13 protein-coding genes are annotated in these 16,012 nt (G+C 44.7%); 6 read left to right on the top strand and 7 right to left on the bottom strand.

The features are described 5' to 3' along the window. Positions 1 to 4 precede the first annotated feature (4 nt). The 4 genes from SNE25_RS29350 to SNE25_RS29335 all read left to right on the top strand — a co-directional run bounded on the left by SNE25_RS29350 (position 5) and on the right by SNE25_RS29335 (position 4,554). A complete protein-coding gene (locus SNE25_RS29350) occupies positions 5 to 844 on the top strand; it encodes a hypothetical protein (RefSeq protein ID WP_321562566.1) in 840 nt (279 codons plus the stop codon). Positions 845 to 851: 7 nt separating this feature from the next. Continuing rightward, the gene (locus SNE25_RS29345) at positions 852 to 2,201 is read left to right on the top strand and encodes an acetylxylan esterase (RefSeq protein WP_321562565.1); all 1,350 of its coding nucleotides are present in this window, start codon (positions 852 to 854) and stop codon (positions 2,199 to 2,201) included. Between the two features lie 121 nt (positions 2,202 to 2,322). Next, entirely contained in the window at positions 2,323 to 3,174 is an 852-nt protein-coding gene (locus SNE25_RS29340; protein WP_321562564.1) for a hypothetical protein, read from the top strand. A 21-nt stretch (positions 3,175 to 3,195) separates the two neighbouring features. Then, positions 3,196 to 4,554 carry an acetylxylan esterase gene (locus tag SNE25_RS29335; RefSeq protein ID WP_321562563.1) on the top strand — a complete coding sequence of 453 codons (1,359 nt, stop codon included), beginning with the start codon at positions 3,196 to 3,198 and terminating at the stop codon, positions 4,552 to 4,554. A gap of 367 nt (positions 4,555 to 4,921) precedes the next feature. Here SNE25_RS29335 and SNE25_RS29330 read toward each other — a convergent pair whose 3' ends face one another. From SNE25_RS29330 to SNE25_RS29305, 6 genes are all read right to left on the bottom strand, one after another. Further along, entirely contained in the window at positions 4,922 to 5,392 is a 471-nt protein-coding gene (locus SNE25_RS29330) for an SRPBCC family protein (protein WP_321562562.1), read from the bottom strand. A 47-nt stretch (positions 5,393 to 5,439) separates the two neighbouring features. Next, entirely contained in the window at positions 5,440 to 6,276 is an 837-nt protein-coding gene (locus tag SNE25_RS29325) for a sulfurtransferase (RefSeq protein WP_321562561.1), read from the bottom strand. Positions 6,277 to 6,338: 62 nt separating this feature from the next. Continuing rightward, on the bottom strand, positions 6,339 to 6,812 hold the full coding sequence (locus tag SNE25_RS29320; protein WP_321562560.1) for a ribonuclease H-like YkuK family protein: 474 nt from the start codon (positions 6,810 to 6,812) through the stop codon (positions 6,339 to 6,341). 355 nt (positions 6,813 to 7,167) lie between these two features. After that, positions 7,168 to 7,899: a lysophospholipid acyltransferase family protein gene (locus tag SNE25_RS29315; RefSeq protein ID WP_321562559.1), complete on the bottom strand. Its 732-nt coding sequence runs from the start codon at positions 7,897 to 7,899 to the stop codon at positions 7,168 to 7,170. 40 nt (positions 7,900 to 7,939) lie between these two features. Further along, complete coding sequence (locus SNE25_RS29310; RefSeq protein WP_321562558.1) at positions 7,940 to 8,500, bottom strand: NUDIX hydrolase; 561 nt, start codon at positions 8,498 to 8,500, stop codon at positions 7,940 to 7,942. Between the two features lie 179 nt (positions 8,501 to 8,679). After that, positions 8,680 to 9,300 carry a LysE family transporter gene (locus SNE25_RS29305; RefSeq protein ID WP_321562557.1) on the bottom strand — a complete coding sequence of 207 codons (621 nt, stop codon included), beginning with the start codon at positions 9,298 to 9,300 and terminating at the stop codon, positions 8,680 to 8,682. A 267-nt stretch (positions 9,301 to 9,567) separates the two neighbouring features. Here SNE25_RS29305 and SNE25_RS29300 point away from each other — a divergent pair, with 267 nt between their 5' ends. Both SNE25_RS29300 and SNE25_RS29295 read left to right on the top strand, forming a co-directional pair. Continuing rightward, a complete protein-coding gene (locus SNE25_RS29300) occupies positions 9,568 to 10,497 on the top strand; it encodes a cobalamin-binding protein (protein WP_321562556.1) in 930 nt (309 codons plus the stop codon). Between the two features lie 301 nt (positions 10,498 to 10,798). After that, complete coding sequence (locus SNE25_RS29295) at positions 10,799 to 13,357, top strand: family 20 glycosylhydrolase (RefSeq protein ID WP_321562555.1); 2,559 nt, start codon at positions 10,799 to 10,801, stop codon at positions 13,355 to 13,357. 173 nt (positions 13,358 to 13,530) lie between these two features. Here the strand turns inward: SNE25_RS29295 and SNE25_RS29290 are convergent, their stop codons facing one another. After that, positions 13,531 to 15,615: a TonB-dependent receptor gene (locus tag SNE25_RS29290; RefSeq protein WP_321562554.1), complete on the bottom strand. Its 2,085-nt coding sequence runs from the start codon at positions 15,613 to 15,615 to the stop codon at positions 13,531 to 13,533. Positions 15,616 to 16,012: the final 397 nt, after the last annotated feature.

The following is a 16,012-nucleotide window of genomic DNA, read 5'->3' as shown; positions in this document are numbered from 1 at the left end:
ACTAATGAAAAAAAATATACTATCCTGTTTATGCATTTTGTTTTTGGCGGGTTTTATAACCCCTTATAAAGCATACGCCGGATGGCCCATTGGCAAGTACCGCGATATTGTTATCCCATCCATGTTCCTGTACCACCAAACCGACAGGTTTGATAATAACGGCAAAATAGTAAAAGGCCAAACGGGAACCGGTTTTACCTCCTATTCGGCTAATCTGTATATGGGTTATGGCATTTCGCGCCGGCTGGATCTTATTGCCAGCGTACCCTATGTTTATGTACAGAATAAATTTACCAACGGCACGGTAACCAACTCCGGTCCTGGCGATCTGTATATGGGCCTGAGCTATAACCTGGTTAATTTTAATTATGTGCGGTTTCTTTCGATTCAGGTATCGGGCATAGCGCCGCTGTACCGTAAATTTGATCCTGCGGCAGATTTGGGTTTGGGGAATTTCGGGGCAGAGCTTAAGCTCATGTATTGCGGTAATCTGCCGAAAGCCATAGCGAGCAAGGGATATTTTAATACAGAGATAGCCTACCGCAGATATTTTGATATACAGGGGCCCGACCAGCTGAGCTTTGGCGGTACTGTGGGCTACCCGATAAGTCGTCATGACCAACTGAGCCTGGAACTGTTATTTTTCCGCTCGTTCAGCTCTAACAAAGCGTTTAACCCCAACATCAATAACTCCCGCGACTATGCCTTTTTTAAACCATCGTTAAACTATGGTCATCAGTTTTCGCGACGGCTTTCCACTTTTATTGGCGGGTATTACACGCCCTTTGGTAAAAATACGGGCGTAGGTTATGGTGGTTCTGTTTTAGCTATTATCAAAATATAATATCAAGATGCGCAACATCAATACATATTTAAAAAATACCGGTTTTGTGGTTTTGGTTACGCTCATGACCGCATTTGCCTATAAAGCTAATGCTTTATGCCTGCAGCAAAATGAGGATGAGGGCGAAGTGATACTGGATGCCAAACCCGCCAATAAAAATGGCTTATTTAAAGCCGGAGAAGAGGTGAGCTATAGGTTAAGTGTTAAAAACAAATACCGCCAAAAGCAAGAGGGTAAATTCTCTTATATCGTTACAACAGATGAAGGTAAAAAGATCTTCGAAAACTCTTCCGATTTTTCGGTAGGGGCAAATGGTTCCAAAAGCCTGACGGTAAGGATAGCGCCTAAGGCTGCAGGTTTTTACCGCATCAATTTTATGTTCAACCTGTCGGCCTATGACGATACTGTTCGCAAAGTTTTTGGCGTAAATCCCGAAGCCATTACTTCTAAGCTGCATAAGCCCGATGATTTTGACAGTTTCTGGAAAGAAACCCGTATGCAGCTGGCTAAGGTAAGTCCGCAATACAAGGTTATTTTCCGGCCCGATCTGTCTACCAAATACAAAAAGGTTTACTCGGTCGAGATGAAGTCGTACGAAAACCTGCTGATCCGCGGCTGGATGGTGGTGCCTACCGATGGCCGCAAGTTTCCGGTGCATTACCGTGTACCCGGCTATGTAGTGGAGCTTAAACCCAACATGGACAATGACGACTATATTGCTTTTGACCTCAACGTTCGCGGTAATGGCAACAGTAAGGATGTGGTGCACATTAATACTGATAACTACAGCACCACGCATATTGAGGATAAAAATAAATACATATACCGCGGTGTATACATGGACTGCCTGCGCGGGCTCGACTTTTTATACTCGCACCCCAATCTGGGTATCGATACCTCTAAAATATTTGTAGAAGGCGGCAGCCAGGGCGGCGCACTGGCGGTAGTTACCGCTGCTTTGGATAGCCGGGTTAAAGTACTCACCATGCAGGTGCCCCTGTATGCTGATATACGGGATAACTACACCATATCGGCGTCATATAAAGAGCAGGTGGTGCCGTTTAAAATGTTCAGGCAGTATAAAAATCAACACCCAGCATTTACCTGGGAGCAGTTTTATGATACGTTTGATTACTATGATCCGCAAAACTTTGCACCAATGATCAAATGCCCGGTGCTGATGGGTATTGGCTTGCTCGATCAGTTTTGCCCGCCTCGCTGCAGCATGGCGCTTTTTAACCATATAAGCAGTACTAACAAGGAGTTTGTGTGTGTACCAAATTCCACACATGAGGTAGATTTTAACTATTTCATGTTTCAAAACGTTTGGGTACGCGAGAAATTCCGCATACCCTGATTACGGCACGGTATTAGAATAAACCCACCCAACCTTCCCCGTTGGAGCGGGCTTTAATTGCAAGGGGAGCTTAGAAAATAATAGAATTTCCCTTGTTAGAGGAGATACAGAGGTTTTAACTATGATCTTTAAAAGTACTTTTTACAAATTCCTGTTTGCTGCTCTGGTGCTGATAATAGCAGCGCAAAGTAAAAGCTATGCCGGCGGGGGCTTTCCGGTTAGGCCGGGCAGGCTTACCTTATCGCCATCGGTAAGTTACTTTTTTGCCAATAAACAGTGGGACTCGCACAGTGTAAAAGGACCTTTTCCTGATAATGGACGTTTCTCTTCCTTAAGCACTTCCTTATATGCCGAATATGGTCTCAGCAGGCGTTTTACTTTATCGGCATTAATGCCTTACGCGTACAACACTTACAAGGACAATACCGGCGATTACAAAGATTCGGGCTTTGGCGATGCCGAAATAGGTATCAGGTATTACCTGGCCAACATTAATTACAAATACTATTTTAGCTTACAAGCCACGGCTATTATACCTATGTACACCAACCTGGCCCTGGGTTATAACCAAAAAGGAGCGGAACTGCGGCTGGCTTTCGCGGGCAGCGGTCACCTGTTTGGCAAAAACAGCTATTTCATACTGGAAAACGGCGTGCGCGAATATTTTGGTTATGAATCGGTTTTTCAGGACAGGTACAACGCCACCTACGGCATCACGCTTGATAAAAAGTTCCGGGAGCAGTTATCAGTTAGTGTCGGTGGTTTTTATGTGAGCAGTAATAATAAGGCGTTTTCTCCTAATCCTAATACCAGTAAAAACTTTGCCTTTAACCAGGTATCATTAAGCTACGGACATTCGTTCAGCAAAAAGGTGGCGATGTTTTTAACCGGCGGCACATTTATTACGGGCAGAAATACAGGTGCCGGCAGTAGCATTACAGCATCATTAAATTATCATATAGACACTAAATAGTCCCTTTATCCATATTTTGTGATGATAAAAACGGTAAACAAATTTAAATATCTTCTTCTTATACTGCTGATTAGCGCTTTTGTTATTGGTAATATGAAAGCTATGGCTGGCAACACAAAGCCTCATCCTAAACCATTACATACGCAACCAAAAGACGATGATGAAGAAGTTGTTACCAATCTCATAGCACATAGCGACGATGGGATTTTTAACTCAAATGCCAGTTATACTTTTGAAGTAAAAAATACCTACCATACCGATCAGGAAGGGCGGGTGGCCTATGTGGTTACTACCCCTGCAGGCAAGCCTGTTGCTAAGGATTCGGTAAGTGTTAAAATTTCAAAAAACAGCAGCAACAGCTATCATTTTACCGTTCCGGCTATGAAGCCCGGGTTTTACAAAATAAACTTCATGATCAATGTTTCTGATTATGATGATACCACCCGCCGGGCTTTTGGCATCAGACCGAAGGAGATCCGCTCTGGCAACCCCCGCCCGGCAGATTTTGACAGCTTTTGGCAAACTGCTAAAACCGAGCTGGCAGCCGTTGAACCCAACTATAAGGTAACTGAAAAACCCGAACTGGAAAAAGATAACCGTCGTGTTTTCTTGTTCGAAATGAAATCGCTCGATAATATTACCGTGCGGGGCTGGCTTACCATACCAAAAGGAAGCAGCAAGAGCCGCCGCTTCCCGGTGTTTGTAGGTTTACCGGGTTACCAGGTTGACCTGAAACCCATGCTTGGCGAAGATGAAGACCTGGCGATTCTTACCATTAACGTACGGGGGCAAGGCAACAGCCGCGATGTGATACACACAAAAAGAGAAGATTATATTACCCTAAACATTGAGGATAAAAACAAATACGTACTGCGCGGCGCTATTATGGATTGTGTGCGTACTATCGATTTTATATGCTCGCGCCCGGATCTTGACCCCGAGCGGATTGAAATATCAGGCGGCAGTATGGGAGGTTTTTTGGCAGTAGCGCTGGCAAGCCTTGATAGCCGGGTTAAGTTGGTATCGGCCCAGAATCCCATACTTGGCGACATCCGTAACCTTGTTGGAGTAGCCGACTGGCCCATGAACGATATTAAAAAGTACGTGGACAATAAGCCGGGCTTAAGTTTCCCCAAGATTCTGGATAACCTTGATTATTTCGATATCAAGAACTTTGCCCCAACTATCAAATCGCCCATACTAGTGGGAATAGGTTTGCTTGACCCGCTGGCACCGCCAGCGAATGAATTTGCCTTTTATAACAACATTCCGTCAAAATATGGCCGCATCAGGATATTTAAGGACCTTGGACACGAAGTGCCCAAATCATTCCTGGAAGAGGACGGGCACTGGATGAGAGATACTTTTGGGTTGTTTTAAACGGGAGCATAAAGCTCAAAGCTTAAGGCAAAAAGCCGCAGCCGTCGAAGTCATGTCGAACTTGTTTCGGCATCCCACTTGGTGGCCAAAGACTCACCCCGGCATCGCTTCGCTGGGCGACCCTCTTCGCCTTCGGCGCAAAGAGGGTAAACCCATTCTAATCGTCATCTCGACTAAGTACGAGGAGAGATATTATATCATTTAAAAAAAAGGCTGTCATGCTGAGCGCCGTCGAAGCATAGTGGGCAGGCCCCTGCGCTCGACCCTTCGACAAGCAGGGTGACAGGCCTTTCATAATTATTGCTCTTAGACTTAGGTTTTTAAAACTAAGTCTAATAAAGACAAGTTCGGCATGACGGACTACTGGTTATCTATAAACCCCAAACAATTGCTCAATAGCCTTTTCGCGAAACTCAAATATCTGCTTTACTTTATTCCCCACAAAAATACTGTTGCTTAACCTTCCAATAGGGCCGTAGGGGATGGCATAGTGTAAAATATCGTTCATAAGCACACCGCTCTCAACTTCCTTAAAATGGTGCTGGTGGTGCCATAGGGCATAGGGGCCGAAGCGTTGCTCGTCAACAAAATAGTCCTTTTCGGCAACGTGGGTTATCTCCGTCATCCAGTCCATTTTTATACCCAAAAGCGGCGAAATCTTGTAGGTAATGATCATGCCCGCGTACACCTTGGTGTCGGTGGTTTGATCGGATGTTACCACAAAGCTCATATTCGGAGGGGTTATTTGAGCCAGGTTTAACGGCGAAGTGAAAAAATCCCAGGCCTTATCCAGGCTTATGGGTATAACCTGAGATTTTTTTAATGTATATATCTTCATCAAAATGCTGACAAACCACGGCGGGTATTGTTTTAAATAAAGTCGGTCTATCGTTTAGTAGTACCAATGGGCAAATGGCGGCGCGACCATTCACTCCACGAACCAACATATAGTTTTGGTCCGCTGATGCCCGCGTAATCCATGCCCAGCAGCGTGTGGCAGGCTGTAACACCCGAGCCGCAGTGTACAATAACCTCGTTATACGTTACACCGCCAATGGTGTCTTCGTAAATTTTTCGCAGCGTTTCCGCGGGTAGGTATTTACCATTGGCATCCAAATTATAAGTATAGGGCAGGTTAAGTGCACCCGGTATATGGCCGGCAATCAGGTCGATAGGCTCGGTTTGTCCCTGGTAACGAGGCGATTCGCGCACATCTATCACCAGGCGGTTTTCGTCATGTGCCGCTAAGCTGGTTTCGTAAATATCAACGGTGTCACTGAAATCACCGGTAACAGGGTATGGGCTTACAGGTGTCGGCGTGTAAGCATCGGTACTTAACTCCACACCGGCATCAACAGCAGCTTTTAGTCCACCGTTTAAAACCTGCACACTGGTATGGCCTATAGCCCTCATCATCCACCAAAAACGTGCGCCGCCAAATGCGCCTGCTTTATCATCATAAACCAGCACATGGCTCTGGGGCGTAATGCCTAATTTGCCTAATAAGTTGGCAAAATCATCAATACTGGGTAATGGGTGCCTTCCGCCTTTGGAGGCGTCGGTTACGGGGGCGGCCAGATCTTTGTCCAGATCAACAAAAGCCGCGTTTTTTAAATGACCAGCAAGGTAACGCTGATAGGAGTCTTGCCCGGCCCGGGCATCGATAAGAATGGTATTCGCGCCGGACAAAGCCGGATCGTTGATTTCAATTAGTGGTGACATAGCACATTTGATTTTTTATAGGAAAAATCAAATATAAATACACCCTAAGCTTTTTTTGCTACTTACTGCACTATTTTATTGGCGCAATATGAACTGGCAAAGGCTTCGGGTTTGGCCTTAAATACAAAGCCCATGCTTAAAATATAACCCATGGCCTCATGCAGCGCCTGGTTTGATTTAAACATTGGGTTGGTATTAATATCGGCATGTACTTCCAGGTCAACATCGTACAAGTCGAGCAGATCGCACAGCTTATAGGCAATGTCGATAGATTTTTGCACCTCACTCAGCATACGTTCTTTTATGCTCATTTTTTGTGCTGTTTTTTCCTGGTGAATAAACATAAAACCGCCGCGCTGCTCCCGTAAAAAAACAATTACGGTTGCAAAGTCGGTAATAGTTCCTTTCACCTGCGAATCTGTGCCAATACATACTTTGAGTTTGTTGCCGAGGGCCGCTTCGCGTTCAATTGCCCGCTCAACCGCTTCCATAATGGGTGATTGGATCACCTCTCCGCTGAATTTTCTCCAGGTCATAAAATTTGTTTTTGGGTAAATTTTTGCTGACCTTTTTATGGGTCTATAAAAATAAGCGATAACGTTCCATATTAACGTAAATAACATGTGATTTATTTGTTAACATTTAACTGATTATTAACAAGTTGAGAGATCGGTGGTTAAACTTGATTTATGGGATGGGGGGATTGCCAGATTTTGTTAGTCTGAACGACGATTCATCGGATTGAAGGACAAAACGATTTTTTGTACGCTGAAGTTACCCGGGTATTGTTAAACAGGCCGAAATCTGCGAATATTCAGTTAAAAAATGGCGGTTTACTACACTGTACGCTGGACAATAATCGTCACTCGATTGAAATTCCGCAACCCGAATTTAAGATAACGCGGCCCTGATCTGGTTTTCGGCTTCGAGTACCAGGTCTTCAATTGGGGCTTTACCGGGCTCGATAGGGCTCAGTACTTCCCAGGTCATGGGGGTAAATGTATTTAGGGGATATAAGCCGTAACGTATCATTTTCCAGGAGTCTTTAATGGCGATGGGTACCAGCAGGGCTTCCGGGCATTTTTTTAATATGGTAGCAATACCGCCCACCTGGAAACTCCTTACCTCGCCGTTTTTTGAACGTGTGCCCTCGGGAAATATCACTGCCGACCACTTATTTTCTTTCATGCGGTTGGCAAGCTTAATAATTTCGGCAACGGATTGGCGTGAGTCTTTACGGTCGATATTAGCGCCGCCTCCATATTTTAAGTTATAGGAGATAGACGGGATGCCTTTGGTAAGCTCCACTTTTGAAATAAATTTAGCATGGTATTTACGTAGGTACCAGATAAGGGGAGGTATATCTAGCAAACTTTGATGATTGGCCAAAAATATAATAGGGCGGCCAACAGGCAGATTTTGTTTATTAATAAATGTAACGGTATTGCCCAGCACGTAAACGCTGCTTAGTAAGCAAAGGTTTAAAATGTCAACAGCCCTTTTATGTGCCGTATAGCCGAACATGCGGTAACATACCCATTGTATGGGGTGAAAAATGAGCAGCGCCAAAAAAAATACTGCAATAGCAAGCGGGGACAAAATGTAGCCTAAAAACTTTTTCATCGACCGGCAAATTTAGGTTTTTTTAGGTAAAGGAATATTTTTATAAACGGTTTTCTAACAAAAGCAATTGTACTTTAAGTACGGCGGCTACAGTAACTGAGTCGGTTATCTCGCCATCACAAACCATGCGATATACCTCGGCAAAAGGGACTTTATGCATTATCAGTTGTTCGGTATCTTCCGGTTCGGCTTCAAACTGGGTTAGACCACGTGCAAGGTAAATAATGCTTAACTCGTCGCTTACCGAATTACTGAGGTGCATACGTTGTATTTCCGTCCACTGAGTAGCCTTAAGACCGGTTTCTTCCAGCAGCTCACGCTTGGCCGACTCCAGTGGATCGGTACCTTCAGGGCCGCCCCCTTCGGGAATTTCCCAGCTATACTGATTTAGAGCAAAACGGAATTGGCCCACCAGGTAAGTATTCAGATCATCATCAAGCGGGATAACACCAATGGCCACATTTTTAAAATGAACCGTACCATAAATACCCGGGTTACTCGAAGGGTTGATCACCTGGTACTCTGTTACGCTTATCCACGGGTTATTATAAATAAGTTTTTCTGATGTTATTTTCCAGGGATTTTCTTGAGGATTATGCATGGCGTTAAAGTAATAATAAGTAGTAGAAAAGCAAAGGTATAATTACCGGAAACCCTTCCGGAAATCAATCTCTTAATTTTAACTTGTCATGCTGAACGCAGTGAAGTATCTTCTGTATCAAGCGCGGTTTGCCAACAGATCCTTCGTGCCTCAGGATGAAAAGGTTGTGTGAACCGTTACTACTTAAAAAACGATAAATAGATCTGTTTTACCACATGATACGCCGCGAAAGCAAAAAACAGGATAGCAATACCCGTATTGATAAAGCGGGTACTCAGGGCAAACTTTTCTTGTATATACTTAGCAAATTTGGCATATAGAAACAGACACAGAAAGGCGCCCGCCGCCGAACCGATACTGAATATAACCAGGGCTACCCGGCCGTCTAATATCCATTCGTGGGTAATAAGGTAGGTGCCTGTTACCATCCAGAAAGGTACCTGCATAGGGTTTAAAAAACCGAGCAGTATTCCGTATTTAATGCTTGCGTGTTCAGAGTAATTGGTTTCTGGTGGTTTTTTACGGTGTATCCAGGTGATTGTGCCTAAAACACCAAACAAAATCACCATGATCCAGTCAATAACAACGGCTAACCTGAGCTCGCCCGAAAGCCACCGGGCCGCGTGCATAATAAAGTACGTGAAAAAGAATTCAACGCATGAAAAAGCTATAATAAAACGAATAGCTTCTTTTATGCCACGGTTTATAGTGATCTGTATTAAAGTAAGGTTGATGTTTCCGGGAGGGATGTAGCCAATAAAGTTGGCGATAAGCCCTATAAAAAAGGTTAGGAATATCATTGGCGCAAAGATAAGTTGTAAATATGCAGATGTGCAAATTATAGATGTGCGGATTTTGCATGTGCAGATGTAGTTAGATCTGTAAATGTGCAGATGTGCAAATTTTTAGATCTCTCCAACTACCAAAGAATTTATATATCAAAAGTATCATCTGCATATCTGCACATTTGAAATCTGCACATCCGCCCGCATTTGCACATCAAAAAAATCATCTGCACATTTGCACATCCGAAATCCGCACATCTGTGCTTACATCCGATTCGTAACATGCCAACTGATAAAATAGTTTCTTTACTGCCATCCGCAACCGAAATAGTTTGTGCCCTAGGGCTCGAAATTAACCTGGTAGGCCGCTCACATGAGTGCGATTACCCGGCATCCGTAAAACATTTACCCGTTTGTACAGAGGCTAATTTCCCGGATAACCTGGGCAGCGCCGAAATTGATGTGCGGGTAAAAGAGATACTGGCCGATGCCTTATCAGTATATACCGTAAAACGTGAGCAGATAAAAGAACTGGCCCCCGATGTAGTAATTACGCAGGACCAATGTGAGGTTTGTGCCGTGTCATTAGCCGATGTAGAGCTGGCGCTTGATGATTACCTGGATAAAAAAGCACACATTGTTTCCTTGCAACCCAACAGCCTCGAAGATATTTTTGCCGATATTACCACCATCGCCAATGCGCTGGATGTTCCCGAAGCTGGCGCCGACCTGCTGGAACGCCTGATAGAACGCGTTGATATTATTAAACATAAGCTGAAATACAGCGAAAGCCGTCCAACCGTTGCCTGTATTGAGTGGCTGGAGCCCATGATGGTTTCGGGCAACTGGGTTCCCGGGCTGGTAAGCATTGCGGGCGGTACGCCCATATTGGTTGCGCAGGATGGCAAACACTCCCCTTATGTGCAATGGGAGGATATTCGTGTACAAGATCCTGAGTTTATAGTGGTAATGCCCTGCGGTTTCTCCATAGAGCGCACCATGAAAGAGATTAACCTGCTGCTGGAGCTCCCCGGTTTTGCCGATATGAGGGCAGTAAAAAACAACCAGCTATTTATAGTTGACGGCAACCAGTTCTTTAACCGCCCTGGTCCGCGTATAGTTGATTCTATTGAGATACTGGCCGAGATCCTCCGCCCAAAACAGTTTGCTTTTGGTTATGAGGGCGAAGGCTGGATCAGGTTTGGGGTATAGTTCCTGACGACTCACCCGGACTACACTTCGATGTTCGACCCTCCTACACCTGCGGTGCAAAGAGGGTTTTAAAATTTTGACAGCGTCATTGCAAGAAGCCCCTCTAAATCTCCCCCAAGAGGGAGACTTTAAAAAGCATTTTTAAAGCCCTCTCCTTTGGAGAGGGTTGGGTGAGGTTTCTCGCAATGACCGGGTGAGTTAATATCTTCTTAAAATTATTTAAAAAGTGTCACTTTCATTTTAAATAATAAAATGTTAGGTTATATTTACCTGACTGTTAATTATTAAACCCCTGTTTACAATGCGCAAAATTTTTACCATGATGCTGGTGGCTGCCGTTTTCATGAGCACCGCCTTTACTGTTACCGACGAAATTAAGTTTAAAGTGTCCGATCTGCGCATGACCTGGCAGGTGGTTGATAATAATTATCAGAATAAAAACCAATCATTAACCGCGTTAATAATCACTAATACCGGGCATGATGTGCTGCCTGCCGGTGGCTGGAAATTCTATTTTAACTCGGGCCGCGGCTTTACCGAAAACGCGGTAACCGGCAACGCTAAAATAAACCAGGTAAACGGCGATTTGTATAGCATTACCCCGACAGATGGTTTTAAAGAGCTAAAGCCCGGCGCATCTACCCGTATTGAGTATATCAATGACGATCCGGTGGTAAACGTTACCGATGCGCCCGAAGGTATCTATATGGTTTGGGACGCGCAGCCCGACAAAGGATATTCCATCACCTCTTTCACTATTGAGCCGTATAAGCCTACATACCAAGGCCTGGTAACGCCAGAGATTGTTTTCGATCGCAATAAAACCATTGCTGATATTCCTGCCGGGCAGTTGACAAAAGTTTTCCCTACACCGCTAAGTTATCAGGAAACAAGCGGAACTTTCAATCTGGATGATAAAACCACTGTTATTGCTGATAATGATTTTGCCAGAGAAGCGGCTCAACTTAAAGAAATTATAAGTAGTTTACTGGGCAAACAACTGGTTGATACCAAAAACAATGCTTCGGTTATTAATTTAACCAAAGTAAGTGGCATAGCTCCCGAAGGATACGAACTGAAGGTTACACCGAAAAATATCACCATTAACGCTTCAACTGCTACCGGAGCTTTTTATGGTATACAATCTTTAAAATCACTGATACCGGCAACAGCATTTGTAAAAACGCCAAAATCTGTTCAAATACCTTGTGTTGATGTTCAAGATGCTCCCCGTTTTGGTTACCGTGCTGTAATGCTTGACGTGGCCCGTAACTTTCAGCCAAAAAAACAGGTGTTGAAATTGCTGGAGGCCATGAGCCTGTATAAACTGAACACCCTGCACCTGCACTTGACTGATGATGAGGGCTGGCGTTTAGAAATTCCATCATTACCAGAGCTGACTTCCGTTGGGAGCAGACGCGGCCATACATTGGATAGTAAGCATTTTTTACCACCATCGCACGGTTCAGGACCGGATGTAAATAATACTGTGGGTACCGGGTTTTATACGAAGGCTGAATACATAGAGATATTAAGATACGCTACCGACAGACACATTACTGTGATTCCCGAGATCGAAACTCCTGGCCATGCCCGCGCGCCTATTAAAGCCATGGATGCCCGGTATGACCGCCTGATGGCTGAAGGTAAAAAGGCTGAAGCGGAAAAACATCTCCTGCGCGATCTGAAAGATGAATCGGAGTATCGCTCAGTACAATATTGGAATGATAACGTGATTGATGTGGCGCTGCCATCTACCTATAATTTTGTAGAGACTGTGGTTAACGATATCATTACTACTTATAAAGAAGCCGGCGCGCCTTTGCAAACCATCCATTTTGGTGGCGATGAAGTACCCGCACATGTTTGGGAAAAATCCCCTGCGTATCTGGCCCTGAAAGCAACCCACCCCGAGATACAAGGCACCAACGATTTATGGTATTACTTTTATGGCCATGTAAACCAAATATTAAAAGCCAAAGGACTGCGCCTTTCTGGCTGGGAAGAAATGGCCCTGCGCAAAACCACACTTGATGGCAAACTTGCCTATGTACCTAATCCCGACTTTACAAATGAACACCTGCAGGCAGATGTGTGGAACAATGTTTTAGGCGACGGACAGGAAGACCTGGCCTATCGTTTAGCCAATGCCGGGTATAAGGTAGTGCTTACCTGCGTTACCAACTTGTATTTTGACATGGCTAATTATAAGTCATTTGATGAACCGGGTTATTACTGGGGCGCCTTTTTAGGTATCGATAAATTTTACTCATTTATCCCTTTTGATTACTTTAAAAATGCCGATGTTGATAAAAATGGTAACCCTATTAACCGTTCATTATTTATAGGCAAGCAACGTCTTACGGACTATGGTAAAAGCAATATAGTGGGCTTGCAAGGCGCACTATGGGCCGAAACCGTTAAAAGTACCGAGCGCATGGATTACATGATCTTCCCGCGTTTGCTGGCCCTGGCCGAACGTGCCTGGGCTGCTGACCCTAAATGGGCTACTGAAACCGATCCGGTTAAAGCACAGCAGGGATACCAGCAGGCCTGGTCGGGCTTTTTAAATGTGCTGGGTAAACGTGAGCTTCCCCGGTTAAGCTATTATGATGGCGGGTTCAATTACCGTATCCCTAAACCGGGCATCAGTCTGCAGGATGGCAAATACCTGAGCAATGTAGAATTTCCGGGATTAAGCATTCGCTATACTACCAACGGTAAAGATCCTGACGATAAAAGTAAGTTATACACAGCCCCGGTAAACTACAAAGGCGGCGTGATCAAGTTCCGCGTCTTTGACGTTAAAGGCCGTGGCAGTAACGTAGCCGAAGGTGGAAGCAATAATTTGAATCCGTAGGTGTTAGGAGTTTTGAGTAGTAAGTGATGCGTTTTGAGTAAAGAGTTCATTATAGCAGAAGAAGTCTGCAAGATTTAGGTTGCAGACTTCTTCTTTAATGATAATTTGTGAATCTGGTTATGAATAAGATTAAATCATTTTTTAAACTCAAACTCATCACTTACTACTCAAAACTAAAAACTAATTCCCATCCCAACAGTATAATTCCTTAATGGTGATGGGTTATAATAACGGTTTCCAACAGCATTAAGGTCATTACCCAGACTGTATTTTTGATTCAGGATATTTTCGGCGCCGGCATAAATTTCGAGGTGCGTTCTGTGGCCTATGGTTGGCTGCCAGCTTACTTTGGCCTGCAGCAGGTTATATGATTTGGCATAAACGGTATTGCCATCATTCAGCGGGATTTTTGAAGTATAATTATGCTGCGCGAACAACGAGATATATTGTGGGAACCTGATCTGTAAACTGCTTACAAAAACCTGCTGCGGTACGCCTGTTAAGGCATTGCCTGAGTAACTGGTGGTGGCATCGGCATAATCCCTGAACTTGAATTTGCTGAACGTGAACGATTCATTAAACTGCAAGCCCCGTACAAAATGATTGGTGTTGGGATGAATGAGCCAGTCGGTAAACGACAACTCCACCCCAGGCTGGTTGGTGCCGCCTGCATTGATGTAATGTTCGGTTTCATCGGCATTTAAACGGCGTACAATAGCGTTGTTAATTCGGTAATAAAAGGCAGATACATCCAGGAACATGGTTTCGTCCTGGTTGCGCAGGCGAAAGCCGGTTTCATAGTTCCAGCCGTATTGGGCCTGTAGGCCGGTGTTTACAATATTATCAGTCGGCCTTACTTCGGCCGTTGTAGGGGTAGAGTATCCCCGGCTTACCGATGCGCGCCAGATAAAATTATCCATAAACTGGTAGCTCAGCGCCAGTCTTGGCATTAGCTGCGGCGTAAAATTGCGATTGGTAAAATCGGTTTGGTTTAAAGGGTAAAGATTTTTGAAATCATACTCGTACCAGTTGAGGCTCAATGCAGCTTCCAGGTGCAGGCGTTTATAAATGTCGGCCGAGTAACGGGCAAATATGAAATGCTGGTTGCTGTGTATATCGTCGCTGGTTTGCGTGGTATCTTTTACGCCCCTGTTATTGCCATAGTTGCTGATGCGCGAATTGGTTTGCTGCCACTCCATACCGAGGTTAACCTTCCAGTTAATGTTTTCCTGTGGTAAACCGGCCAGTTCAAAATAAGTACGGAAACCGTAGGTGTTTTCGCTGCGCTGCTCAAAATTGGTAATAAAGGGATTGGCAAAATCAACGTGATTGCCAAAAACTGCCAGCACGTTGCGGAAACGGTTACTGAAATGGTATTCATTAACCAGTCCGCCCAGGTACATGGTAGTCGTAATGCCAATATGTTGCTGAAGGGCACCGGGAACAACGGGCGTTGGTTGCCTGGCCTGGCGCGGATCGGCGGCGGCTTGTGCAAGCGTTAACCCACCCGGCGTTTGATAAGTAAGATCAGAATATAAGCCCAGAAAACGCAGTTCGTTTTTGCCGCTGTAGTTCCATTTATCGGCCACCTGAACATAGTTACGGCTCATATTGCTGTTTTGCCTGTAGCCCTGGTAAGCCTGGTAGCTTTGGTTAACGTTAAGCAGGTTTTTGCCGAACTGCTGCTGTATATTGGCCTTTTCATGAAAAAGTCCGTACGAACCGGTGTTGATGCCAACCGAGTGATAACTGCTATCGGCGTATTTGTTGGTGGAGCTCAACAACATTACCCCGCCGGAGTTGGCGCCAAACAAACTTCCATCGGGGCCTTTCAAAATCTCGACACCGGGTACACCCGAGATATCAATAGAATTTAAATAGGTATTGCCCCCGGCATCGGTGAGGGGGATATCGTCAAAATATATTTTCACATCGCGCACCCCAAAAGGCGAACGCAACAAACTCCCCCTGATAGACAAACGGTAACTACCCGGCGAACGTTCCTCAGCCCGTACCCCCGGAACAGTGTTTAGTGCACTTACAAATGAATTATCGGGCTGTAATTTTAACTGCGCAGCACCGAGCACGCTTACCGAGGCAGGTACGCTGATTACGGGTTGCTCGCTAAGATAACCTTTAACAGTAACCGTTTGCAAATGGGTAACAGTATCTTTTTTTGCAGATGATCTTTTAGTTTGTGCCCCGGCAGTTATAGCAGCAGCTAAAACAAAAAAAAGGGTAGTATAACTCTTTAACATGGTTTGATAGGTAGAGCCCAAAAATATGTGTTTTAACTTGTAAAACAAGGTGGTATTTGCGTATCAATCATTTCTCATTTACATTATTCTTCCCGTCAGCAGATAAGCTTCGGGTGAAAGCGGACAGAACATGATGGACTGTGTGATGGCAGGGCATTGCAAGTTTTTGCTATGGAGAGGCCTGTGCGAACGAAGTGGAGCAAAATAATTGCAGCCTGTGGTTCTGTCTGCTTTGCAGGGTAAAGGCCTTGTGCGGCAAAGAAGCCTCTCTGCTGAAAGCCGTTATTCGCAGTTATTTTTGTTTTTTGGTGCTCATTATCTCGCTTCGCTCGGTCTAGTTACTTTTGTGGCGACAAAAGTAACTGGCCCTCCCGCGGCCAAGAGCGGGTATACGCCT

The sequence above is a fragment of the Mucilaginibacter sabulilitoris genome, from assembly GCF_034262375.1.
Lineage (GTDB): Bacteria > Bacteroidota > Bacteroidia > Sphingobacteriales > Sphingobacteriaceae > Mucilaginibacter > Mucilaginibacter sabulilitoris.
The sequence above is the reverse complement of the archived record's forward strand: the minus strand, read 5'-3'. Positions and strand labels throughout refer to the sequence as shown.